The following is a 26,315-nucleotide window of genomic DNA, read 5'->3' on the forward strand; positions in this document are numbered from 1 at the left end:
CACACATCATTCCGATGGAGTCGGGGGACTTTCATGTCTATGAATTTGAAAACAACAAAGCGAAATAACCTTTATTTGTCTATTGCGACAGTTCTAGGTGGCTTTGCTTTCTTCGCTACAGGTGCCACACATGCAGCTGCACCTGCTGCGGGAACGAATATTAGTAACATTGCTACGGCATCGTATGTGGATGGCACATCGACTACACGTACAGTGACGTCAAATGAAGTAAAAACGACTGTATTACAAGTGGGTAGCTTCACACTTGAGCAGAACCGTACCGCAACTGCTAACCCGAATGGTGTAGTGACTTTATCGCACGTATTGACCAATACGGGTAACGGAACGGATGAATTCACGCTAAGTTTAGCGAATGTGACAGGGGATAATTTTGACTTCTCGAACATTGCTATTTATTTAGATGCGAATAAGGATGGTGTGCCAGACAATGGTACGAATTTGGCTGGGCAAAAAGTGACTTTAAATGCTGGTGAGTCTGTAGGCTTGGTGGTGGTTGGTACAACAGCCGCAACAGCTACAGCTGGCAATACGGGTCAATTAGAACTGTCTGCAGCAAGCACGTACATTACTGTCGTAGCAGACAAAACCAAAAAGAATACGGACACCGTAACGATTGTTTCAGGTGCGGTCATTCAAGTGACGAAGTCTGCCAATGTAACGGCAGTGGCACGTGGCGATACTGTAACGTATGAATTAACCTATAAAAACACGGGTAATGCAGACGCAACCAATTTAACTATTGAAGACGTTTTACCTACAGGTGTGACTTATGTTGCAGGTTCAGCACGTTGGAGTGGTCAGACTGCGGCATTGACCGATGCGACTGGTGATGAAGCGGCGGCAGCAGCGAAATACGAATTTACGAGCAATAAAGTGCAGTTGGTGCTTGCTTCTGTGGCGCGCAACAGTACGGGCAAATTAACCTTCCAAGTGACGGTAGATAGTACCGCTCCTGCAGGAAAAATTACCAACATTGCGACATTTGATCCAGATGGTCCAGGCACTGAGACTTCTCAACCAACTAACCCGTATGATGTCACTGTACAGTCTACTTATACAGGTACGATCAACGATAACGCGACCGATACTTATTCGGATGCACAAAAAGTATCTGGTAATACCGCTAAAGATGACTTGATCACTACAACAGCAGTACAAGGTTCTCCTGTTTTATTTGGTGCCTCAAGCTCTACAGAAGATATCTGGATTCACAATCTGGGTAACGTATCTGAAACCTATAACATTACAGTTAATAAATCTGCATTACCTGCGGGTTCTATTGTTGAGCTATTAAAATCAGATGGTAATACCCCATTAACTGATACTAATGGTGATGCAAGTGTGGATAGTGGTCCATTGGCATCTGGTGGTCATCTTGAAATCTCTGCACGTATTACTTTGCCAAATGGTTATACAGGCCCGATTACAGCACCTGGTCTAGATACAATCTTAACCATTACACCTGTACATGCCCCTGCATCTTCAGATACGGTGACTTTAAGAATTACCAATATCACAGCGTCAAAAGTCGATTTAAGTAACGGTAAAGGTAATAAAAACTATACTGAAGACGATACAGGCTTAACGGGTGAGGGTGCTTACGTTTCTGGTAATGTTGTAACTACCGTAACAACTAAACCTGGTGTGGCGGCTACGTTCCCTATTGCTGTAACAAATCATGGTTCAACATCAGATAACTATAACTTTGGTACTGAGCAAGCATTGCCATCTGGTTGGACAGTTGAATACTTTGTTGCGGACTCAAGTGGTGTATGTACATCAACTAAAGTAACCAACACAGGCGCAATTCAGCCAAATGCAACGGCTTATTTCTGTGCCAAAGTAACACCTTCAGCGGATGCGACTCCTACTAATAGCCAAGATATCGTCTTTACGATTAACTCTCCTGCGACAGGCTTAACCGACAAGATGAAAGATCACTTGACGGTAGAAGCAGTACGTGGACTGTCGTTCTTGGCCGACCAACAAGGTCAGGTAGCACCAGGTGGTACCATTGTTTATAAACACACTTTAACCAACAACGGTAACGTTGTGGAGGGTGTTTCTGGTGGTAGCACACTTCCGTTTACAGTTACGCATGATCCATCAAACACAGGCTTTGTAACTTCTGTTTATGTTGATAAAAACAATGACGGTATTGCAGATGCGAGTGAGTTGGTTACAGGTGCTGACCTTAATGCATGGTTAACGGCAACTAACGGTGCAGATGGTCTTTCTCCAAAAGAAAGTATCAACATCTTGGTCAAAGTTGAAGCGCCAAGTAATGCAACAGCAGGTCAGGCCGACTTGTCGATCATTACGGTAACGCCGACAGGTGATCTCAATGGTACGGTAGCTCCAACAGCAGTTACTGTAACAGACAAGACCACAGTCAACATTGGTCAGGTACGTTTGGAAAAACTACAAGCACTTGATGCTGCTTGTGATGGTACGCCAGATGGTAGCTTTGGTACTTCGACTCTTCAGGCAAAACCAGGTGCTTGTATCATTTACCAAATTAAAGCGGTGAACGACGGTAACCAAGCAGTAACTGATGTTGAAATTACCGATGCAGTGCCAAGTTACACCACTTTGGGCTCAACGCCAGTTGCGGCTTTAGAACCTGTGTCAAAAGGGACAGTGACGAATACTACAAATAATTTGAAGTCTTCGAAATTTGCCTTGGCACCTTCTGAAACCGTGACGATGAAGTTCAGCGTCAAGGTCGATGGACAATAATTAAGCCATAACATTAATAACAACTTTTGTGGATAGGCATTTTTTCGTGCCTATCCCATTCACTTGCTTTTGCTCGGTATTGGGGTATTTTCGTGATTAAACGAGTTCAGCCGTTACAGAATCATAAGATCAAGCTTATTTTCTCAAGCTTAGCGACCGCTATGGCTTTGGTAAATCACGCTTATGCTGTGATGCCTGCTGCTGGGCAAAATATTACCAATACTGCGTATGCAAGTTTTGTACAAAGGGACGGTTTGATTGGTCAGGCCGTTTCAAATACTGTTCAAGTCACGATTACACCACAGTACGTGATTAGTCTGACTTCACCTGCGCGACAAGAAATCAATGCGGGTGATAAAGTCATTTGGTTAAATACGTTAACCAACCATAGTAATGCGCAAGCCGAGATTTCAATTGATCCTACTTTGGTTGCAGAATTATCCAATATAAAAATATATGTCGACAGTAACCAAAATGGTGAGTTTGATCGTTCAGACTTATTGGTAACGGGGCATCTCACTTTAGAAAGTGGTCAAAAAGTTGACTTATGGGTCGTTGCAGACTCATCAACTAGTTTAAAAGACAGTCAAAACGTTGATCTGCCACTTCGTGCTTATGTCATTCAAGAGCCTACAGTAGTTGCTGATGCAGTGAATGGATTGGTGAGTTTCTTGCCACAGCTCATCGCAACCAAATCTGTAAATAAAAGCAGTTTTGAACCACAAGCTGGGCAGTCTTACGATTTAACTTATACCTTAAATATTAAAAATACCTCTGCACGTAATTCGGGTACAAAACCGATTGAGGTCGATGGACAGACCATCAATGCAGTGGTGTTATTAGATGATTTACCTGCCAACACCACGTTTAAATCGGTAAAAGCAAATAATTCCAATGCCTTGATTTTATATCCATTAGGGCAAGATAAATTTACCCAGCAGATTCCGAACGATAAATCACTCATCAATACCTTGGTGGTGGCTTATCCGCAGGCTTTAGCAGCCAATGCGACTGAAAGTGTCGAATTGGTTGTGGCCATGAACTCGAATATTAGTCGTACCTCGATTTCCAATATCTTTAGTGTCGAGCATGGCTTAGTTTCAAATATTAAAAAAACGCTGTCGAATGAAGTCGTGACGACTGTGGGGGGAAGTTCTTCCATCAGTAATAACAGCAAAGATTATTCCAGTATTTTAGCAACAGGTAGTTTAAGCAAGCCGTTGTATATCGCAGCAAATAGTGCCATGTGTAATGCAACACGTAGCAGTGCCGATAAAGTTAAAATTAAAGTTCAGTCGACGAAAACGGGTGATATTGAATACGTACAAGGTATTGAAACAGGTATCAATACAGGCATATTTCGGTTCTCTTTAGCAACGCAGGAATCTGCAACTGCAATACAAAATGACCAAATTTTACAGACGGTTAAGCGCGATCAAGTGCTGGTGAGTTTAACTGATTGTTTAGATGAAAATGGTAATTCTACGGCCAGCATCAGTGATGTCGATACCAATGTGTTGATTGATCCATATGGTGTGGTTTTTGACGCGAAAACCAATCAACCTGTTGCGGGTGCAACCGTGACATTATTGGATGCCAATGGTAAGCCTGCTGACAATGTCGCTTATAAACTAGATGAAACGACAGGGGACAAAGTTGCTATTCCTGCAACGCAAGTCACCAATAGCGATGGTGAGTTTGTTTATCCTTATGTCGAGAATGGTACTTATAGTTTATATATCGACACTTCAACGATTGCGGGTGGAACCAGTTATAAATTTACCAGCGATAAAACGGTATATAACAATTTTAACAATCGCGTAGTTGATGCGTCATGGTCTTATGGCGGAAACTTTACCTTAAAAACGGGTGATGCGGCACTTAATATTGATATCCCAATTGACCCTGTTGATATTGTGACGCCAATTAATGACAAATTGGTCATCAAGAAAGAAGTGGTGGGCGATAAAACGGCTGAAATTGGTGACTTTAAAGATTATATGGTAACGGTTGCCAATATGGGTGACTCAACGCTATATGATGTCGATATGAAAGACACTCTGCCACGTGGCTTTGTGTATGTATCAGGCACTACGCGTGTCAATGGTCAAAAGAGTAATGACCCACAGGGTGGCAAAGGTCCTTATTTAACTTTAGGTTTAGGGACACTGACACCGAAACAAGAAGCGAAGATTCAATACCGTGTATACATTGGCCCAAATGCTTTAAGTGGCGATGGGATTAACCGTGTTTATGCGCAGGACAATAAAAATACGACTTCAAATGAAGCACGTGCGGCGGTTAAGGTTACGCCTGGAGTATTTAGTCCAGATGGTTTTGTGGTGGGTAAAGTCTTTACTGACTGTAACCGCAACGGTGTGCAAGATGCAGGTGAGCTAGGTGTACCGGGCGTTCGTATTTACATGGAAGATGGGAACTTTGTGGTCACTGATCGTGAAGGGAAATATAACTTCTATGGCATTAAGCCCATTACGCATGTGCTGAAAGTCGACAATACCACTTTACCGAATAATGCTGAATTGGTACTGATTAGTAACCGTCAAGCCGGTGATCCTGCCAGCCGTTTTGTCGATTTAAAACGTGGCGAATTACACCGTGCCGATTTTGCGATTGCGGATACTGCGGGTGAATGTAGCCAAGCTTTGGCTACACAAATTGAGGCACGCCGTAGCAAAATTGATGCGCAACTGGATGCACTTGAACAAACTTTACGTCAGGACTTAACGGTAGATCCGCTCAGTAGTTATGTGACCGATGTTCAAGGTCAACCTGCCAGTGGTTGTATTAGTGCTTCTGGAGCTTCGGCAAACTGTAATATTGAATATAAAAAAGAACAGATTAAAGATGTGAAAACGGTTCAGCTTGAACCAGTTAAAGCGCCCGTAATTTTAGATTTAGAACAGGAATTACAACGTTCTGAATCGAACCAACTTGCCATTTTGAATCTAAAAGAACAACAAGTCTTGCCAGCCCAACAAGCCACCATTCAGGTGAAAGGGGCTTTAGGTACGGATATCCGTTTGTTTGTCAATGACGAGCAAATTTCGGAAAAACGCATTGGTAAAAAAGCCACCTATCAAGAGCATGGCGTTGCGGGTTTAGATTTTATTGGTGTGCCACTTACGGCAGGAAAAAATACGGTTTCTGTGCGTCAGTACGACAGCTTTGGCAATTTACGTGACCAACAGCAATTGACTGTGATTGCACCCGATGCAATGAGCCAATTGGCCACACAGTCTGTAGAGCAAGTGGTCTATGCCAATGGTAAGGACGTTTATCAAGTTGTAGTGAAGATTCTGGATCGTAATGGCACGCCTGTTGCAACGCGTACCCCTATCACTATAGAAACATCGGTAGGCACGATTCAGCTCAAAGATTTAGACCCTGATAAACCGGGTATTCAAGTTTTTGCAGAAGGCGGTTCTATTGTTGTTCCAGTACTCGCGCCATTGGAAGCGGGTTCAGGTGTGCTACGTATTCGTAGTGGTATTTATGAACAGACTGTACCTGTACATTTCTTGGCGGAACTGCGTCCAATGTTAGTTGCCGGGATTATCGAAGGTTCATTTGCACTGAATAAGTTCGACCCAAAAAATCTGTCGAAAAGCTCGACTCAAGATGGCTTTGAAGAAGAACTGAATGATTTATCCAGTTCAGGCGATGGTGAAACGGCCATTCGTGGTCGCGCCGCATTGTTCCTGAAAGGAAAAGTGCGTGGGGATTATTTACTGACTTTGGCTTATGACTCAAGCAAAGAAAATAATCAGCGCTTATTTCGTGATATTCGTCCAGATGAATATTATCCCGTGTATGGTGATGCATCTGCCAAAGGTTTTGATGCGCAATCTACCAGTAAACTTTATGTCCGTGTAGATAAAGGCCGCTCTTATGCGATGTATGGTGACTATGTTACACGTACAGAAAACGATGAAGGGCTTTCATTGGGTCAGTATAGCCGTTCATTGACAGGTCTGAAGTCTACTGCTGAAGGGGAGCGTTACCAAGTTTCTGGTTTTGCAGCTCGTACCAATGCAACGCAAATCGTGAATGAATTGCGCGCAATGGGGGTTTCTGGTCCGTACTCTTTGGGTATAGATAGTGACGATATTTTAGAAAATAGTGAAAAAGTGGAAGTGATAGTCCGTGATCGTAACAATCCTGGCTTGATTATTTCACAGCGCACATTAACCCGTTTTAGTGACTATGAAGTTGATACCTATACCAACAGTCTTTACCTGACCTCACCTTTAAGCAGCATTGATGAGAACCTGAACCCTGTTTATTTACGTATCACGGTTGAGTCTGACCAAGGTGGTAAAGAATATACAGTTGCAGGTGTGAATGGTCGTTATAAGCTGAATGATAAAGTGACGGTGGGTGGTTCTTATGTGCAAAATGATGATCCAATGGATCAAGAGAAAATTGCCAGTGCCAATACCGTGATTCGTTGGAATGATAAAACTAAACTCATTGCGGAATATGCCTACTCTGATCACGATGCGTTAAACCTTGATCAATTAACCGATGTGAATGCATCAAATAGTACAGACAAATCTGGCGATGGCACCGCAGCTCGCGTTGAACTTGATTACAAAAATGACAAGGTTGATTTACGGGCTTACCATCAACAGGCGGATGAAAACTTCCGTAACGCCGCATCTTCGATTAGTTCAGGACGCAAAGAAAGCGCAGTGAAACTGAATGCACGTTTAGATCAATTTGGGATTTTACGTGTTGAAGCAGTACGGACTGAAGATATTGCCAATGAAGGTATTCGTTATGGCGTCAGTGCATCAATTGAAAAAGCAATTAACCGCATAGTGAGCTTGGAACTGGGTACACGGTATTATAACGAATCGGCGAGTGCAGCGAGTGCTTCAACGCAAAGTGTTGAAACGCCGTATGACGGCACTACGGTTCGCGCTAAATTGAAAACAGCGCTCCCTTTTGATGGCTCAAGTGCTTTCTTAGAATATGAGCAAGATATCGCTGATAGCGACCGCCGTGTATTTGCTGTTGGTGGTGATGCTCAAGTCTATAAAAATATTCATGCCTATGCGCGCCATGAGTTCATTTCAAGTATTGGTGGATTATACGAACTCAATGACACGCAAAAACGTAATACGACTGTTTTTGGTTTAGACAGCGAATACATGCGTGATGGCTCAGTATTCAGTGAATACCGTGTACGTGATGGTATGAGTGCACGTGAAGCTGAAGCCGCGATGGGGGTGCGTAACCGTTGGCAGCTCAAAGAAGGCCTATTCTTTAATACCAGCTTTGAAAAAGTGAAAGTGTTTGAGGGTGAAAATAAAAATTCTTTAGAGTCAACTGCGGCAACCTTCGGCTTTGAACATCTGTCTAATCCACGCTGGAAAAATGTGGCACGCATAGAAGGGCGTTGGTCGAATCAAAGTGATAGTTATTTAAATACTTTAGGTACCGCGTACAAGTATTCAGACGAAGTGACTTTATTGGCTAAGAATGTACTGAACATTACCGACAATAAGTCTGCGGACTCTGGCGATCGCATCATTGATCGTGTTCAGGTTGGTGCTGCATATCGTGATTTGGCGACCAATCGTTTTGACTCATTGAGCAAAATTGAATATCGCTATGAAAAGAATGAAACAACGCTTGATGATCCGTATGAACGTAATGTTTATATCATGTCTCATCATATGAATTATCACCCAACACGTTCTATTCATTTATCAGGGCAATATGCTGTTAAATACCTTGATGAAACCTATGATCTTCTACAAACCAGTGGTATGACGCAAATGCTCAACAGTCGGTTTATGTATGACATTAATGAGCGTTGGGATGCAGGTGTCAATGCTGGAGTAATGTGGAATAGTGTTTCGGATGGAACCAAATATATGGCTGGAGTGGAAGTCGGTTATCTACTGGCAGCGAATCTTTGGGTTTCTGGGGGGTATAACTTTGTTGGCTATCAAGATAAAGATTTAATTGATAGTGATACAACGATGGATGGCGCATATTTCCGCTTCCGCTTCAAGTTTGACGAAAACTTATTTAATAAAAATAAAACCTCAGTCAATAAAGCTTTGGAGTCAAAATAATGTTGAGAGTCGCGACTAAGCATCTGTTATGGCTGACAGCAGTAGGTGTTGTGCTGACACATGCTAACGAAGCCCCAGTTCCTTCAACCTATCAGGCTTCGCAGCAGCAGGTGCATGTAGAATTACAAAGTGCATTTGGGCAAGCAACGGATATAAAAGAAAAATATCAGTTAGAAAAAGCGCGAGCGTGGCTGAGCTATGCTGACCATGCCTATAGTGCAAAAGCGAAGCGTCAAAATATTGAATTGATTTACCAACAGGTCTTAGACATTTTATATGCAGATCAGCGTGCAAATTTAAGTGTAGAAACAGCAATACTGCCGTTTTCTCAAGTCATGCGTCATGATTTATGGACGCGCGCTGAACGTATCAAAGTACAAACGGGGTTTCAGTGTGCCTATAAAGAACTGGCACAAGCGGAAGTGAATTTGGTTTGGGCCGCTGCTGAATACCGTCAATTGGGTTGGCGTCATTCGCGTGAGATTTTTGCTTCAGCAGAGCGTCTGATGGATCAAGCGATCTATTTGTCTGAGAACTGCAGTACGCTTTAAGTTTGGTCGATATTATAACAAGACAAAACGCGAAGATTACGGTGCATATTGGCATGGGGATTTGTATTTCATCACAATAAAAAAGGAACCATTTTGGCTCCTTTTTTATTTAAATCTTTTCAATACGGCAATAATAAAAACCATCACCATGGTCAGGTGTCGGGAAAAGCTGACGACCGTGAATCTGCTCAATACCCCAATCTGCGTGAATTTTCACTTCTGTGGCATCTGCATGTTGTGCGAAGAAATGTTGCATCTGCTGTTCATTTTCAGCTTTTAAAATTGAACAGGTGATATACAACAAGGTGCCACCGACTTTCAGCTGTTTCCACATCTGTTCCAAGATCTGCTGTTGTAGTTCAACCGTTTGCTGGATGTCGGTAGATTGGCGCAGTAAACGAATATCAGGATGGCGACGCATCACTCCAATGGCTGAACATGGAGCATCTAAAACGATGCAATCTACAGGTTCAGATGTTTCCCAAGTCGTTGCGTCGGCCGCGAGAATTTCAACCTCGGTGAATTGGTTGAGCTCAAGCCGTTCTAGGTTTTCAGCCACACGGACTAACCGTTTAGCATCCTGATCAAGTGCGATGAGTTTCTTCGGTGTATATTTTTCCAGTAAGTGTGCTGTTTTGCCACCAGGTGCCGCACAAGCATCAACGACGAATTTGTCATCTAAGTTGGGCAAAAGCGTTGCACAGAGCTGCGCATGTTCGTCTTGAACGGAAAAGCCACCATGCTCAAATCCTGGGAGTGCAGGAATCTGTACAGCTTGTTCTAAAACAATCCCTACTTCAGACAGCTGACAGGCATGAGCATCAATATCTTCTTCAGTCAAAATTTCGAGGTATTCTTCACGGCTGACCACGCGCTCATTGGTGCGTAAGGTTAGAGGTGCAACACCTTTTAAGTCACGGCAAAGCTGTTCAAGTGTGTCGACGCCCCAATCTTTTTTCAGGCGCTTAAATAGCCAGCTAGGTAAGCCATGTGCTTGTTCTAAGCTGTGTTGAAATTCAGATGTTTCACGTGAAACACGGCGAAGAATTGCATTGACAACACCACTTAAGGCTTGATAGCCGAGCTGTTTGACCGCAGTCACCGTTTCTGAAATTGCTGCATGGTCTGCAACACGGGTGCATAAAATCTGATACAGGCCTACATAGAGGCAGGTTTCAACTGTTTCATTGTTCAGCGGTTTGACCAAGAGTGGCAAGGTAATACTTTTTAAACCGTACCATTGGCGCAATGTTCCGAGAACTAACTCATGAAAAAGTGCGCGATCACGATCGGCGACTTTAAGCAAATGCTGAGGAAGCACGCTTGCTAAAGACTGACCTTGTTGTACAGCTAAAAGTGTGCGAATCACTTGCGCACGTAGGTTTAGGTGAGACGTGCCGGGTTCAATTTTACTCATGCGAAAACTTGTCCTACCTGTAATTTTTGAGTTTGCTGGATTTGTACAGGGTTAAGCGTTTTACCCCCTGGCCATTGTAGTGCGGTTAAACACACCGCTCGTCCATCTCCACACACGACATGCACGCCTTGTTTGTCGATGGCTAAAATACTGCCAGCGGTTTGGTTTTTGGGGGGTTCTGTAGACAGTACAGAACCCCAAACGCGTAAATTATTATTTTCATCCAGTGCAATAAATGCCACAGGCCATGGGTTAAAGGCACGAATATTACGGTCGACTTGCGCTGCAGTTGATGACCAATCAATACGCGCTTCTGCTTTTGACAACTTATGCGCATAAACTGTTAACGCTTCGTCTTGTACTTCACGTTGCTCTAAATGGTGCTGTAATGTGCTTTCAGAGGCCAACACTTTAACGATAGCTTCTGCCCCTTGAATCGCCAATTTGTCATGCAAGCTTGCAGAGGTATCTGTGGCTTCAATTGAGCAGTAGGTTTTATACATCATATCGCCCGTATCCAAGCCTGCCGCCATTTTCATAATGGTGACCCCAGTTTCTGCATCTCCAGTAGAAATTGCGCGTTGAATCGGGGCAGCACCGCGCCAACGCGGCAGGAGTGAACCGTGAATATTGAGACAACCATATTTCGGCGTATCTAAAACCACTTGTGGCAAAATAAGACCATAGGCAGCTACGACCATCACATCGGCATTTAAGGCTTTGAGTTCAGCCTGAGCCGCCAAACCCTCTTCCGTTGAAGACTTAAAGTGCAGTGGTTGATAGACAGGAATTTGATGCGCTAAAGCCAGCTGCTTCACGGCTGAGGCAGTCAGTTTTTGCCCACGACCTGCTTTACGGTCAGGTTGTGTATAGACCGCGACAATCTCATGTTCTGTTTTTAGCAACGCGTCTAAGGCTACAGCCGCAAATTCGGGCGTGCCTGCGAAGATGATTTTCAATAAAGACTCGAAAAAAATGACAAGATTAGATCAATTATAACAAAACTGGAGCAGTTACTGATTTTACCATTATAAAAAGCTGACTAAGACCGTCTAAATGAATGATGTATTAATATTTTTATGAAGAAAAAAGTTGCGGGTATTCGGCACAGATCAAGGGGGGATTTGCATTTTATATAAATAAAACTCATGCAAAATTTAAAAATTATTCATAGAAGTTTTGTATTGAAAGGTCAGTGAACGGGTTATAGTAGCTTCAATATGCAATTGAATGTCAACTCATTGGTTAAAATGTAGTGTCTAGCCTAGATGCCTGATCTGTTTTCGGTCGAGATGCCTAGAAACGATATTGGGAAAGAATACGGAGATGCTATGTTTAACTGCTTGACACTCATCGAACTCAGATTTTAGCCAGAGTGAATGTGCACATTCATCTCAAGCACACTTTGTTGGAAAATATAATGCCTGACTATCGTTCAAAAACATCGACACACGGAAGAAATATGGCGGGTGCGCGTGGCTTATGGCGCGCAACGGGGATGAAAGACGAAGACTTTGGTAAGCCGATTATTGCAGTGGTTAACTCATTCACTCAATTTGTACCAGGTCACGTTCATCTTAAAGACTTAGGTCAACTGGTGGCTCGTCAAATTGAAGCGTCAGGTGGTGTAGCCAAAGAATTTAATACCATTGCGGTCGATGATGGGATTGCGATGGGACACGACGGCATGTTGTATTCATTGCCTTCACGTGACTTAATCGCAGACTCGGTGGAATACATGGTGAATGCACACTGCGCTGATGCCATGGTGTGCATTTCAAACTGTGACAAAATCACCCCGGGCATGTTGATGGCGTCTATGCGTCTAAATATTCCTGTGGTTTTCGTCTCTGGCGGACCAATGGAAGCGGGTAAAGTGAAAATTCGTGGCAATGAACACGCGATTGACCTTGTCGATGCCATGATTGTCGCAGCAGATGACAGCTTTACTGATGAAGAAGTAGCTGAGTATGAACGTTCAGCATGTCCGACCTGTGGTTCATGTTCAGGCATGTTCACTGCAAACTCAATGAACTGTTTAACCGAAGCTTTGGGTCTATCACTTCCAGGCAATGGTTCAACTTTAGCAACCCATGCGAATCGTAAAAAATTATTTGAAAAAGCAGGTCAGTTGATTGTTGAAATCACCAAACGTCATTACGAACAAAATGATTACAGCTTATTGCCACGCTCAATTGCGACTAAAGCTGCCTTTGAAAATGCCATGACCCTTGATATTTCAATGGGTGGTTCAACCAATACCGTTCTTCACTTATTGGCCGCTGCGAATGAAGCAGAAGTTGATTTTACCATGACAGATATTGACCGTCTGTCACGTAAAGTGCCTGTACTGTGTAAAGTTGCCCCTGCAAAACAAGATGTACACATGGAAGATGTACACCGTGCAGGTGGCATCATGTCGATTTTGGGCGAATTAGATCGTGCAGGATTGTTGGATACATCTGTACCGACCGTTCATGAAAAAACGCTAAAAGATGCTTTGGATAAGTGGGACATCATCCGTACAGAAGATGAAGAAGTGTATCAATTCTTCCGTTCAGCACCGGGCGGTGTACCGACGCAAACGGCATTTTCACAAGACCGTTACTACTCTCGTTTAGATGGTGACCGTGACAATGGCGTCATTCGTAATGTGGAACATGCTTTTTCTCAAGATGGTGGTTTGGCTGTCCTGTATGGAAATATTGCACTTGAAGGCTGTATTGTCAAAACAGCAGGTGTGGATGATTCCATTTTGAAATTCAATGGCACCGCACGTGTTTTTGAAAGCCAAGATGCTGCGGTAGAAGAGATTCTCGGTGGAAAAATCACTGCTGGCGATGTGGTAGTGATTCGTTACGAAGGTCCACGTGGTGGTCCGGGTATGCAGGAAATGTTGTATCCAACCAGTTACTTAAAGTCGAAAGGGCTTGGTAAGGATTGTGCTTTACTTACCGATGGTCGTTTCTCAGGTGGGTCATCGGGTCTATCTATTGGTCACGTGTCTCCTGAAGCAGCTGAAGGCGGTGCGATTGGCTTGGTTGAAGATGGCGACCGTATCGAGATTGATATTCCAAACCGTACCATTCACTTAGCTGTGGATGAGGCAACCATGGCTACGCGCCGTGAAGTGCAAGAAGCTAAAGGCTGGCAACCTGCTGAACAGCGTCCACGTAAAGTCTCTAAAGCCTTAAAAGCTTATGCGATGCATACCACCAGTGCGTCTAAAGGTGCGGTTCGTGAAATTTAATCGCTAGTCTTTGACTGATTAAAAAGAGCACTCCATTTGGGGTGCTTTTTTATTGATTGATGAAAATAGTACAGTCGCATTTTACAGTACGATTTGCTCTGTTATTGCGTAGATGAGGTTTTACTTTTGATGGTACAAAAGTAACAAAATGCCTTTGTTTCCCTGATATGGCATCCCTGCCATACAGTGAAACAGCGACATCCATGTCGCTTCATCATGTGACTTGATTTGGGTAAAACAACAATAAATGGGTTTATGTAATACCTAGCGAGTCGCTTTCATGTGTAGCCTGCTTTCTATACAATAAAAACAGAAAAAATTGCCAAGACTGTAGAGCAATACGCAGCCATCGCTAAGGACAAATACAATGAGTAAAGACAATATCCGCGAACATTCAGCTCCTGTTTATGAGGGCATTGAAAATGCGCCTGCACGTTCCATGATGCGTGCAACAGGCTTTAAAGATTCCGACTTTACCCGTCCGTTTGTCGGTATTGCGTCTACGTGGGCCAATGTCACGCCGTGTAATATGCATATTAATGAACTGGCGCGTGAGGCTGAGAAAGGGGTCAATCAAGCTGGCGGCAAAGGCATTATTTTTAATACCATCACCATTTCAGATGGTATTTCTAACGGCACTGAAGGCATGAAGTATTCATTGCTGAGCCGTGAAATTATTGCTGATTCGATAGAAGCCGTGGTGGGGTGTCAAGCCTATGATGGGGTGATTGCCATTGGTGGTTGTGACAAAAATATGCCGGGTTGTATTATGGGCTTAGCCCGTTTAAACCGTCCAGGTTTGTTTGTTTATGGTGGGACAATCAAGCCGGGCGCAGGGCATACTGACATGATTTCAGTCTTTGAAGCAGTGGGTCAGCACGCCAAAGGTGAAATCAGTGCCATTCAAGTCAAACAGATTGAAGAAGTGGCGCTGCCGGGGCCGGGTTCATGTGGCGGTATGTACACTGCAAACTCGATGGCTTCTGCGATTGAAGCCTTGGGCATGAGTTTGCCGGGCTCCTCTGCACAAGAAGCAGTTTCAGATGACAAACGGATCGACTGTCAAAAAGCAGGCGAAGCGGTGATGAATTTGCTGCGCTTAGATTTGAAACCACGCGATATCATGACCAAAGCTGCATTTGAAAACTCGATTAAAGTGCTAATAGCCTTGGGTGGTTCGACCAATGGCGTGCTGCACTTACTGGCAATGGCACATACTGCTGGGGTTGAACTGAGTTTGGATGATTTTGTCCGTATCGGGCAAGATATTCCCGTGGTGGCTGATGTGCGCCCATCTGGCAAATATTTGATGTCTGAGCTGATTGCGATTGGGGGTATTCAACCGCTGATGAAGCGGATGTTAGATGCTGGCATGCTCGATGGTTCATGTTTAACGGTAACGGGCAAGACCTTGGCAGAAAATTTGGCGGAGGTGGAAGATTACCCTGAAGGTCAGCAGATTATTTTACCCTTCGACGCGCCTATTAAAAAAGACTCTCACTTGGTGGTGCTTAAAGGTAACCTATCTCCAACAGGTGCTGTGGCTAAAATCACGGGTAAAGAAGGCCTGTACTTTGAAGGGCCAGCGCGTGTCTTTGAAGGTGAAATTGGCGCGATGCGCGGCATTTTAGACGGTGAGGTTCAAGCGGGTGAAGTGGTGGTGATTCGTGGAGAAGGGCCTAAAGGTGGGCCGGGTATGCCAGAAATGCTGAAACCGACCTCAGCGATTATTGGTAAAGGTCTCGGTAAATCTGTGGCCCTGATCACCGATGGTCGTTTCTCTGGCGGCAGTCATGGCTTTGTCATTGGTCATGTAACCCCAGAAGCCTATGAAGGTGGGCCAATTGGTTTGGTGCAAAATGGCGATAAAATCTCGATTAATGCAGAAACCCGCGAAATGACGTGGCATGTTTCGGCAGATGAGATCGCCGCACGTCAAGTGGCTTGGGTGAAACCGCAGCCGAATTATCGTTATGGGGCCTTGGCCAAGTTTGCAAAACTGACCACTGGCGCAGAAAAAGGCGCGGTAACTGATCTAAATTTAGATGTCTAATTGATCATTTTGCTGTGAATTGATATAAACCCTTGTAGTACTTTCAAGGGTTTAATGTAGAGGCTTTGCTCATGTCACTGTTGCGTCGATGGTTCGATCCGATTCGATCGCGTTGGTTTTACCAAAAACCGATTCGTCAAACGGTCGTATCTACAGAACAAGGCTTGAGTATTCATTTACGCCTCGACGATGTATACAGCTATTTAGCCGTTCAGCAGTTACCCCAAATTGAAGAAATTTTAGCGGATGAACTAAAACCATTGACGGTGGTCATTTCTCGTCAGGCTGCTGAACCGCCAAATCAGATGTCAGCATTGGAATGGCAGACCTATTGTTTAAATGATGCCAAAATTCTGTCGCGTCAGCACCGTTTTAGTTTTCATGAAACCCCGGAGCAACCCAGTATAGAGGCATTAAGCCAAGCAGAAACTATTTTGCGACTTACGCCGCTACGTGGGCAGGACTTTTTGTATTTGCTCGAAGACGTGTTTCATATGTTATGGCAAAAGCAAGAGGGGAAACTGCGGACTTTATATGCGATGGCCAGTCGTCATCATCAGGAGCAAAACTTTCCAGAACGTATTTTTAATGATGATGTGGTGCTGGCGAGCTACTTTCAACTCGGTGACCGCCAATATCATGCTGTTGATGATCTACTACGTTTAACCCGTCGTTTAAAACAACAAAAACTATTTACCGATAATCCGATTTTCTTAATCAATCATATAGATTGGCGTGAGCATTTGATTAGTGATGCGGAAGAGTTAAATGAAATTCAGGCACTCGATCCTGAGTTGGATTTATACGTTGCACTTGAAGATCCGATTTCATGGTTATTGTTGGCTTATATCAAAGAAGAGCTGGCAGATTATTATAATATTCAGCTTAATGTTTACCCACTGAGTTATCATGGTCGAGACTGGTTTGACTGGAGTTTGGCAACGCGGTTGTCTAAGCGAACAGAAGTACAGTTCACGCCGTTTTGTCGCCCGACCCAAGTGGCAACTTTGGCGATGGCACAGTTATTTTATAGTGTGCCCGAAGAGCAACGTATTGATGCCATGTATCGGATATTGAAAACGGTTTGGACTCAAGGTAAGGATTTATCTTATAAAGCACATTTTGATCAGTTGATGCAGGAGCTCGATATTACAGCGTTGAGTGTTGACAATGTAGAGACCAAGCTCAAAGAAAACGATATCTTGTGTGAAATGAAGTCTCAACCCGATTTTCCCGTGCTTGAACTGCGTGTTGATGGTCAGAGCTATGTCTTTAATAGTCTGTATCGGGTTTGGATGATTGAAAGTATTTTCAGTAACGTACTGGAAGACCAGTACAAAGCAGATAGTGCTGATGAACAGCAAGGTTAAACGGTTTATTGTATTTAAGTTGGGTTCAAAGTGCGCTTGAACCTGCATGATAAAATTTATCTTAAAAATAAATACTTAGTTTGCTAATGCTGAAAACGTTTTCAGTTGTCTTGAGGGCATGCTTGTTTAATCTGTGTGAAGGCCAAGCCCCTACGATATAAGCAACATGCTTAATCTGGATCATTATTTTTCAGGCACTTGAATTCTTATTTATAAATTTAATGAGTGTTAACAGTTTAAATCATTGTTAAATTCTATTAATTAATATGTTTACAAATGAAAATGATTATAATTGAGATTCTTTCTGTTTGTTGATTGATGCTATGCGTTTTCATATTTCTTCTTTGAGCTTATCCATTCTGGCCGTGATGACTACAGCAGCGTTTGCTCAGGGCGAGACACAGGAGACAGCATCATCTCAAGTTTTACCGACTTTGCAATTTGAAGCCCAAGATGCAGATGCAAAAGCGGCATATGCAGCCAAAACGGCCTCAGCCGTGCTACGTTCCGATGCGCCACTCTTTGAAACTGCACAATCGATTAGTGTTATTAGCAATCAACAAATTGAACAAAAACAAGCCAAAACAGTGGCGGAAGCACTTGAAGGTGTTGCAGGTGTGACGTCTGGACAGTATGGACGCCGTGGTTGGGATGATTTTATTATTCGTGGGCAAATTTCTAGCTCACAGACTTATGTCGATGGCTTGCGTATTCAAACTTCGGATAATGCCCTACGTTCAGAAGACATCACTGGCTTGCAGTCGATTGAAGTGGTGAAAGGGCCAACATCGACAGGTTTTGGCTTTGCCTTACCAGGTGGTTTAGTCAATTTAACCACTAAGCGTCCACAAGCAGGGACCGCTTATAAAGGGGCATTAAGCTATGGGAGTTATGGTTTAAAAGAAGCGACTTTCGATCTTAATTATGCACCAAACAATACAGAGAAAGGGGCATTTCGTGTTGTTGGACGAGTGTCTGATCAGGATGATCCAACCGATCATGTTTATTTTAAAAATTATTATATCGCACCATCTTATAATTTTGATTTAGGCGAAAAAGATGATTTGTCTGTCATCGCCAGTTACCAACGCCGTGAATATGTCCGTCAACAGGGTATTCCATATAGTGGTGGAAATTATAAGAATTATTCGCATAGTCTGTTCTTTGGTGATCCTGACTATGGTTATGACGTCGATGTTTATCGTTTAGGTGCAAATTATGCACATTATTTTGACAATGATTGGACCTTTAAACAAAACTTCGCAGTAACGAAAACCGAGACATTAGGTGATTCGATTTTAGCATCTGGTCGAAATACATTACCTACAATTAAACGTGCGATTAATAATCAAGATAAACAAGATGTGAATTATACCTTGGATAATAATTTACAGCGTAACTTCAATTTAGGACGTATCAACTATGATGTGATGGTTGGTGTGGATATGATGCGTGAGCGCAGTGATTATTATCGTCGTACAGATACAATCAATGACTTTGATGCAAGTAATCCTAGTTATGGCAATATCAGTATTAAAAAAGTAGGTACGCCAACTGAAGAAATTACCTATAGCCAATATACTGGTTTATACCTACGCAACACCATTAAAATTGATGATGACTGGATTATTGGTTTGTCTGGTCGTCATGATTGGACACAAGTTGAAATTGACAATATTTTAGCCAATACAACGACTAAAAATTCAGATAATGCTTTTACCGGTAGTGCTTCGGTGATGTATCGTATCAATGATATGTTTGCGCCGTATATCAGTTACTCGACCTCTTTTATGCCAGTGACCGATTCTGGTGAAAATGGTTCATTACTTGATCCAGAAGAGGGGAAACAAGCTGAGGTTGGGGTAAAACTACAGGCATTTGATCAACGTTTTCAGGGGTATTTAGCTTATTATGATTTAACCCGTCAGAATGTCACTGAAGCAGATGCTTCTGGAAATTTCTCTATTCAAACAGGTGAGCAGGTGACCAAAGGCTTTGAAACTGAATTATCCGCAGCTTTAACTGATCAATGGAACCTGACCGCAACCTATAGTTATATTCCTACAGCCAAAATTACTGAAAGTGAAACCAGCAGTGATATTGGCAAGCGAATTAATCATGTGCCTAAAAATACAGCGACATTGTCGACGCAGTATTATTTTGCCCCTGATCAATTGGGTTGGAATATTGGCGCCGGAATTCGTTATCAAGGTTCTCGTACTGCACAGCGTAGTACGGATTATGTTTATCTACCAAGCTATGCTTTATTTGATGTCAATGCAGGCTATGAGGCGAAAAAGTGGGGTGCAGGCTTAAGTATTAAAAACCTATTTGATCGTGAATACTTGGCTGGAACAACGCCAAATGCACAGTTAGTGAATTGGGGTGATCCACGTATGATCCGTTTTAATGTGAAATTCAAATACTAAGCAGAATCACAGCCATCACATCTGGATTCAGTAACAGTTGAGTCCAGAGCATGCTTTCCAGTAAGCCTCAATCTTTGATTGAGGCTTACTTCTAAAAACAGTGATATGACCCCGCATTCAAATTTTATAGCATGGCACTAAGTGTTTAGAGAGAATCGTCATGCTTGCTTTTGTTATTTTTGTTTTTGCTGTCGCAGGTATGATTAAAGGCACCATTGGATTGGGCTTGCCCGCCGTGTCGATGGGACTTTTATCTTTGGTGATTAGCCCATTTCAAGCGGCAACTTTGCTCATAATCCCTTCCATGGTCACGAACGTTTGGCAATTGTTCGCAGAAGGGCGTGTACTGCGACTGCTACAGCGCTTTTGGCCCTTGTTGGTGGGCATGATCATCGGTTCAGTTTGGAGTGTTTTTCCTACGCTCGGACATGGCGAATTTCAAAGTGAAGCGTTGTTGGGCGGAATGCTGGCCATTTATGGTCTATATGGTTTGTTTGCCAAAAACATGCCCAACTTAGCCCCCTATGAAAAATATCTATCGCCGATCATGGGCTATTTGGGTGGTGCTTTGACAGTCGCGACAGGGGTGGTGGTGATTCCTGTGGTGCCGTATTTGCAGTCTTTGCATTTAAAGCGGGATGATTTGGTACAATCGCTTGGCCTTGCCTTTACCGTTTCAACTTTGTGTCTAGCTGCATATTTACATCTGAATCCTGTTGAAGATACCCCAATTGACTATCAATTGTCGTTGATCGCACTACTGCCTGCATTGCTCGGAATGTGGTTGGGCACTAAAATTCGCTACCGCATCCCTGAGCAAGCCTTTCGTAAGGTGTTTTTTGTGGGCTTAGTGCTATTTGGCAGTTATATGGTTTTACATCAATTGGGCTGGCTTTAATGCGCAATGAGTTGATCATGTTGGCTCAAGAGGAATTGACTAAAGCGTTGGTAATCTGCGGGGAGCTGATCAAAATACCGTGTCGCTAGCAGCAACTTGCGGTTGGCCCATTTGCCTAGTAGTTCAATCTGCTGAAAGTCATACTGCACGTTTAAACGCTGTGCTGCCCGTTTGGGAATAATGGCAATGCCGACGCCATTGGCAACGACTTGTGCGATTGCGGCAAAGTTCGGGACCCGTAGCCGATAGTGAATCTCACAGCCTAAACGTTTGGCTTGAGCCTCGATTGACTGTTGTAGGGAATGGTATGGCATGAGGCCTACAAAAGGATGTTGCACTAATTCACCCAGTTCCAGTTGAACCACAGTGGCAAGTGCATGCTGATTTGGACAGATCAGCACCAACGGATCGTCAGCAAATTCTTGGGTTTCAAGTTGTCCTGCATCGAAAAAACTGGAAATCAGTCCCAACTTCGCCGTGCCTATGCTGAGGGCCTGAATAATGTCATTGGTTTCAGCTTCCTTTAATTCGATATGAAGTTTTGGATTTTCCATCAAATACTGTGGCAATAAATGGGGTAAGTACTCACTTTGCGCTGATGAGTTGCACCACAGAATAATGTTACTCGTTGCACTGTGGGCAAAGGGCAACATAGCCTGTTGTAATTGTTGCTGCTGTTGTAGCAAATGTTGTGCATGTTCAGCAAAAGTTTGTCCAGCAAGGGTCGCTTTTACCCCTGTTGCATGGCGGGTAAATAAACTGACTTCAAAATGCTGTTCTAATTTTTTAATCCGCTCACTGGCTGCCTGTAAAGAAATGGCGGAACGTTCTGCACCTTTGGTGAGACTGCCTGTACTCAGGATATTGATAAACAATTGCAGATCAAAAAAATCAAGGCGCATGGCAGGGTCAACGCGGAAAAAGTTGCTTTATCTTAGTCCTTTTTGCGTTTTGAGACATCCCTTTAGCAGAGTGGCATATGAAATAGAAGGTAGCGCATCCGACCAAAAAAAAGCAGCCCGAAGGCTGCGATCAAAAACGAATACTCAAAAAATAAGGCCGATTAATCTTTTTGCCCTAAGCTGAAGAACCAGTTGAGGAACAAAGCTGCAAAGGTTGCAGTACCAATACCGCCCAAGTTAATACTGCCAACTTGTAAGGCAAAATCACCTGTACCTAAAATGATGGTGACTGCAGCCACCATCAGATTTTTATTCTGTGAAAAATCGACTTTGTTTTCAATCCAGATTTTTGCACCTGCGATGGTGATCAAACCAAACACCACAATCGACGCACCAGTTAAAATCGCGGTCGGAATGGTATGGATGATGGCACCAAACTTCGGTGACAGGCCTAAGAAAATGGCAAACACACCTGCGATGGCAAAAATGATGGTCGAGTAAACTCGTGTGACTGCCATGACCCCAATGTTTTCACCATAGGTGGTCATGCCTGGTGCACCGACGCCCCCGGCTAATGTCGTTGCGACACCATCGGCAACAAACGCTTTACCAATGTGCGGATCAAGGTTTTCACCAGTCATCGCACTCACGGCTTTAATGTGACCGAGGTTTTCTGCCACCAAAATTAACGCGATCGGTGCAATGATCATCATGGCATTGGCATTAAATTCAGGCGCATGAAAAGTCGGTAAACCAAACCAAGCGGCTTGCTGAATCGGGGCAAAATTAATCGCTGTGCCATAGCCCATGACATTGGTCACAATAAAGTAGACCAAGTAAGACAGTAACAAACCAATTAATAGTAAGAGACGTTGCAATAAGCCACGGGTAAAGACTGCAATTGAGCCCATACATAACACGGTAACCAGTGCCATCCACATATTAAAGGTATTGCCAGCAACGCCTTTGACTGTAACAGGGGCAAGGTTTAGACCGATGATCATGACTACAGCACCTGTCACTACAGGTGGCATCAGTTTTTCAATCCACTTGGTACCTGTTGCCATAACCATAAAGCCAAACAATGTATAAAGTAGACCACAAGCGATGATCCCGCCACCCGCCATGGCTAAATTTGGATTGAGTGCGCCTGTGCCCGATGCAGTATAGCCCGTTGCAGCGATCACCACGCCAATAAAGGCAAAACTTGAACCCAAATAACTTGGAACACGACCACCCGTCATAATAAAGAACAAGATGGTACAAATCCCTGACATTAAGATGGCAAGATTAGGATCGAAACCCATTAAGAATGGTGCAAGAACTGTTGCACCAAACATAGCAAAGGCATGCTGAACACCTAAAATTGCACTTTGTGAAGCTGGAAGATATTCACTTGTACCAACAGGGCGTGCATCTATGTTGCCTTCGTACGGGCGCCATTTGGGGAACCAATTGGACATTTTTTGAGCACTCTAAAGATAAATTGTGCACATCATACTCTTGTTTTTTAGAAGATTTAATCAGTGATACAAAAAATTGTTCAAACTAATCTTATGACTTTTCAGAACTTTTTACCGCATGGTAAAAGTTTTAATTTTTAAAAATAACGATAAATCAAGGCTTAATTGGTAATTTTTGCCAACTATTTATTCATAAATAATTATGATTAGATTGATAAATTTTTTTAACAGGTTTGACCATGCGGTCAATAAAAAAGCACACCATAGTGATGTGCTGTAAATTAAACAGGCTTAAAATTTTAACCAGTATTTCGTAATCCAGCCGCAATGCCTGCAATACTGACCATCAGAGCATGGTCTACAGGTGTATTGGTTTCTTGGCTACTTTCTAAGTAACGGCGACGACGTTTCATTAACTCTGCCTGAAGCAAATGTAGCGGCAATAAATACGGCTTACGTACACGCATGGACTGGTCTAAAACTTCGTTACTGCTCAGTAGTTTCGATTCACCTTTAAGTGCTAACAGGGTTTGCACTGCATATTTTAAACGTTGACGCAGATGTTCCCCAAGCACTTTCAAATCTTCATCATTGGTCAGGTGTGATTCATAATACAGCGCCACATGACCATCCGATTTTGAGAGCACCATTTCCAACATATCAATCAGGGTCTGGAAATACGGCCATGCCACCAGCATTTCATCTAAGGTAGCTTTATGTCCTTGATCAATCACTTGGTTAATTGCCGCTCCTGTACCTAACCAAGCGGGTAGCATCAAACGAATCTGTGTCCACGCAAATACCCAAGGAATAGCACGTAAGGACTCAATGCCGCCAGTGACTTTACGTTTTGCAGGGCGTGAGCCAAGCGGTAGCATTTGCAGTTCAAGCTCTGGCGTGACTGTGCGTAAATATTTGACGAAGTGAGGGTTTTCTCGCACGGTTTGACGATACACCTGTACCGACAAATCGGTCATGCTGTGCATCAACTCACGCCACTCAGGTTTTGGAACGGGCGGTGGCAGTAAAGTGGCTTCTAAAGTGGCAGCGGTATAAATCTCTAAGTTTTGTAGCGCAATACCTTCTAGGCCAAACTTGAAGCGAATCATTTCGCCTTGTTCAGTGACTCGGATGGCACCTGAAATTGAGCCGGGTGGCTGTGAAAACAGGGCTTGTTGTGTTGGTGCACCGCCACGACTGATGGAACCGCCACGACCATGAAATAGCGTAAGTTGTACGCTATGCTTTTTCGCAACCGCGGTTAATTCTTCTTGCGCACGGTACTGTGCCCAATTGGCCGACATAAAACCTGCATCTTTTGCCGAGTCCGAATAGCCAATCATCACTTCATGCTTGCCCTGAATATGCTGTTTATACCAATGCATATTGAATAGGGTATTCATCGTGCTTGCGGCGCCATCTAAGTCTTTTAATGTTTCAAACAAAGGCACCACACGCAGCGGATGTTGGATCCCTGCTTCTTTTTGCAAAAGTAGTACCGCCAGTACATCACTTGGATATTCCGCCATCGAAATAATGTAGGCACCTAAACTTTCTTGAGGCTGCGCTGCCAAAGTGCGCATGGTGGCAAACACTTCTTGTACTTCGGGTTGTTCAATTAAGCTTTGTGCAGGCTCATTTAAATGTTTCGGCAACAGCGGACGTTTGCTTTGTAGTTCCTGCAATAAAAAGTTTTGGCGCGCTTGTTCAGTCCACGTTTCAAAATTACCCAGACCTAGATATTCAGTAATCGCGGAAATCGCTTGGCGATGCCGTCCTGACTCTTGGCGAATGTCCAATTTCAGCAGTTCAATCCCGAAACAGTTCACCCGATGGATAAAATCGAGCAGTTTCCCATTGGCAATTTCAGGTAGATTGCTGGCAATTAAAGAGCGATAACACAGTAGTAAAGGCTGTAGCAGTTCATCTTTAGCTTTAATGACACGGCTGTCATCGGCATCGGCACCGCGCAGTTTTTCTGCTAACCAATGGCGCGTAGCTTTTAGCCGTTCGCGAGTATCGCGTAAATATTCACGGTAGGGTTCAGGATGGTCTTGACCCAAGGCTTGACGCAGTTCATCGCTACAGCTTTGAATCGAGAGTTCCCAACGTAAATCTTCAATGTCACGTAAGTACAGATCAGCCGCTTTCCAACGGGATAGCCACAGGACTTCTTGAGTAATATTGTGGGTTACATTTGGGTTGCCGTCACGGTCACCGCCCATCCATGAAGCGAAACGAACAGGTGCAACATGGAGGGGCAGACGTTGCCCACAGTGCTCAATCACCATGTCGTCCAGTTCACGCATGAACTTCGGTACTGCATTCCATAAGGTTTGCTCAATGGTGGTGAAGCCCCATTTTGCCTCATCCACAGGGGTTGGGCGATGTTGACGGATTTCATCGGTCTGCCATGCCGAACAGATCAATTGTTTTAAGTCTTCAAGAACTGTTTGGCGCTCACGTGGGGTGAGTTTCTGCTGATCCATTTTAAAGAGAGCGTTATTGATACCATCATATTTTTGGATCAGGGTTCGGCGACTGACTTCTGTTGGATGAGCAGTCAGCACCAGTTCAATATTCAAATCACAGATTTGCTGAAATAGCGTATCAGTGGGAATGTCATTATTCTTGAATTTTTCAAAGAGGTGGTCGAGCGGATTCGGAGACGGGGTGTTTACATCAAATTCGCTTTGACGACGGCTACGTACAACGTGATATTGTTCAGCAATGTTGGCAAAATTCAAAAAGTGAGTAAAAGCACGAGTCAGTGGGAGAATTTCATCATCTTCAAGACTTAAAAAAAGTTGTTCGAGCTGTTTTTCAGCTTCAACTTGTCCGTCGCGAGCACCTTTGGATAAGGCACGAATTTGCTCGACCTGATTAAACAAATCTTGTCCAGCATGCTCCTTGAGGGTTTCACCCAACAAGTTGCCGAGTAATCGGACATCTTCACGTAGTGGAGCATCAATTTGTTGAATCATGATTATTATTCCCTCGTTGTTCTTAATTTGACTATACCCCGATTCGGTGACAATCCAAGTAGGGGCAGACAAAAGTAGGGGATTAATTGCTGAATTTAGAAACAAATGAAAGACTTATATCGCTGCTCTCT

Annotated in this window: 13 protein-coding genes; 8 read left to right on the forward strand and 5 right to left on the reverse strand. The window is 43.5% G+C overall.

Translation table 11 applies throughout. From position 1 onward, the window contains the following. Positions 1–33 precede the first annotated feature (33 nt). The 3 genes from ACE01U_RS10115 (at position 34) to ACE01U_RS10125 (ending at position 9,418) form a co-directional block, all read left to right on the forward strand. Entirely contained in the window at positions 34–2,760 is a 2,727-nt protein-coding gene (locus tag ACE01U_RS10115; protein ID WP_395579381.1) for a DUF7507 domain-containing protein, read from the forward strand. 92 nt (positions 2,761–2,852) lie between these two features. Next, complete coding sequence (locus tag ACE01U_RS10120) at positions 2,853–8,867, forward strand: SdrD B-like domain-containing protein (protein ID WP_395579382.1); 6,015 nt, start codon at positions 2,853–2,855, stop codon at positions 8,865–8,867. Then, on the forward strand, positions 8,867–9,418 hold the full coding sequence (locus ACE01U_RS10125) for a hypothetical protein (RefSeq protein WP_395579383.1): 552 nt from the start codon (positions 8,867–8,869) through the stop codon (positions 9,416–9,418). Before ACE01U_RS10120 ends, ACE01U_RS10125 begins: the two co-directional genes overlap by 1 nt. A 109-nt stretch (positions 9,419–9,527) precedes the next feature. Here ACE01U_RS10125 and rsmB read toward each other — a convergent pair whose 3' ends face one another. Then, positions 9,528–10,835, reverse strand: a complete 1,308-nt coding sequence (rsmB, locus tag ACE01U_RS10130; protein ID WP_110974722.1) for a 16S rRNA (cytosine(967)-C(5))-methyltransferase RsmB — start codon at positions 10,833–10,835, stop codon at positions 9,528–9,530. Further along, on the reverse strand, positions 10,832–11,794 hold the full coding sequence (fmt, locus tag ACE01U_RS10135; RefSeq protein WP_395579384.1) for a methionyl-tRNA formyltransferase: 963 nt from the start codon (positions 11,792–11,794) through the stop codon (positions 10,832–10,834). The genes rsmB and fmt overlap by 4 nt, the downstream gene beginning before the upstream one ends. 461 nt (positions 11,795–12,255) lie before the next feature. Here fmt and ilvD (ACE01U_RS10140) point away from each other — a divergent pair, with 461 nt between their 5' ends. The 5 genes from ilvD (ACE01U_RS10140) to ACE01U_RS10160 all read left to right on the forward strand — a co-directional run bounded on the left by ilvD (ACE01U_RS10140) (position 12,256) and on the right by ACE01U_RS10160 (position 20,835). Continuing rightward, positions 12,256–14,085, forward strand: coding sequence for a dihydroxy-acid dehydratase (gene ilvD / locus ACE01U_RS10140; protein ID WP_395579386.1), 1,830 nt, complete (start codon positions 12,256–12,258; stop codon positions 14,083–14,085). Between the two features lie 367 nt (positions 14,086–14,452). After that, positions 14,453–16,138: a dihydroxy-acid dehydratase gene (ilvD, locus tag ACE01U_RS10145; RefSeq protein WP_395579387.1), complete on the forward strand. Its 1,686-nt coding sequence runs from the start codon at positions 14,453–14,455 to the stop codon at positions 16,136–16,138. A gap of 71 nt (positions 16,139–16,209) precedes the next feature. After that, entirely contained in the window at positions 16,210–17,508 is a 1,299-nt protein-coding gene (locus ACE01U_RS10150; RefSeq protein WP_395579388.1) for a hypothetical protein, read from the forward strand. Positions 17,509–17,831: 323 nt separating this feature from the next. Continuing rightward, positions 17,832–19,937, forward strand: coding sequence for a TonB-dependent siderophore receptor (locus ACE01U_RS10155; protein WP_395579390.1), 2,106 nt, complete (start codon positions 17,832–17,834; stop codon positions 19,935–19,937). A 160-nt stretch (positions 19,938–20,097) separates the two neighbouring features. After that, the gene (locus tag ACE01U_RS10160; RefSeq protein ID WP_086210366.1) at positions 20,098–20,835 is read left to right on the forward strand and encodes a sulfite exporter TauE/SafE family protein; all 738 of its coding nucleotides are present in this window, start codon (positions 20,098–20,100) and stop codon (positions 20,833–20,835) included. Here ACE01U_RS10160 and ACE01U_RS10165 read toward each other — a convergent pair. From ACE01U_RS10165 to ppc, 3 genes are all read right to left on the reverse strand, one after another. Next, positions 20,832–21,737 carry a LysR family transcriptional regulator gene (locus tag ACE01U_RS10165; protein WP_395579391.1) on the reverse strand — a complete coding sequence of 302 codons (906 nt, stop codon included), beginning with the start codon at positions 21,735–21,737 and terminating at the stop codon, positions 20,832–20,834. The genes ACE01U_RS10160 and ACE01U_RS10165 overlap by 4 nt on opposite strands. A 161-nt stretch (positions 21,738–21,898) precedes the next feature. Continuing rightward, positions 21,899–23,200, reverse strand: a complete 1,302-nt coding sequence (locus ACE01U_RS10170; protein ID WP_395579392.1) for a solute carrier family 23 protein — start codon at positions 23,198–23,200, stop codon at positions 21,899–21,901. Positions 23,201–23,499: 299 nt separating this feature from the next. After that, the gene (ppc, locus tag ACE01U_RS10175) at positions 23,500–26,184 is read right to left on the reverse strand and encodes a phosphoenolpyruvate carboxylase (RefSeq protein WP_395579393.1); all 2,685 of its coding nucleotides are present in this window, start codon (positions 26,182–26,184) and stop codon (positions 23,500–23,502) included. Positions 26,185–26,315 lie beyond the last annotated feature (131 nt).

The organism is Acinetobacter halobius (genome assembly GCF_044130335.1).
Classification (GTDB): Bacteria; Pseudomonadota; Gammaproteobacteria; order Pseudomonadales; family Moraxellaceae; genus Acinetobacter.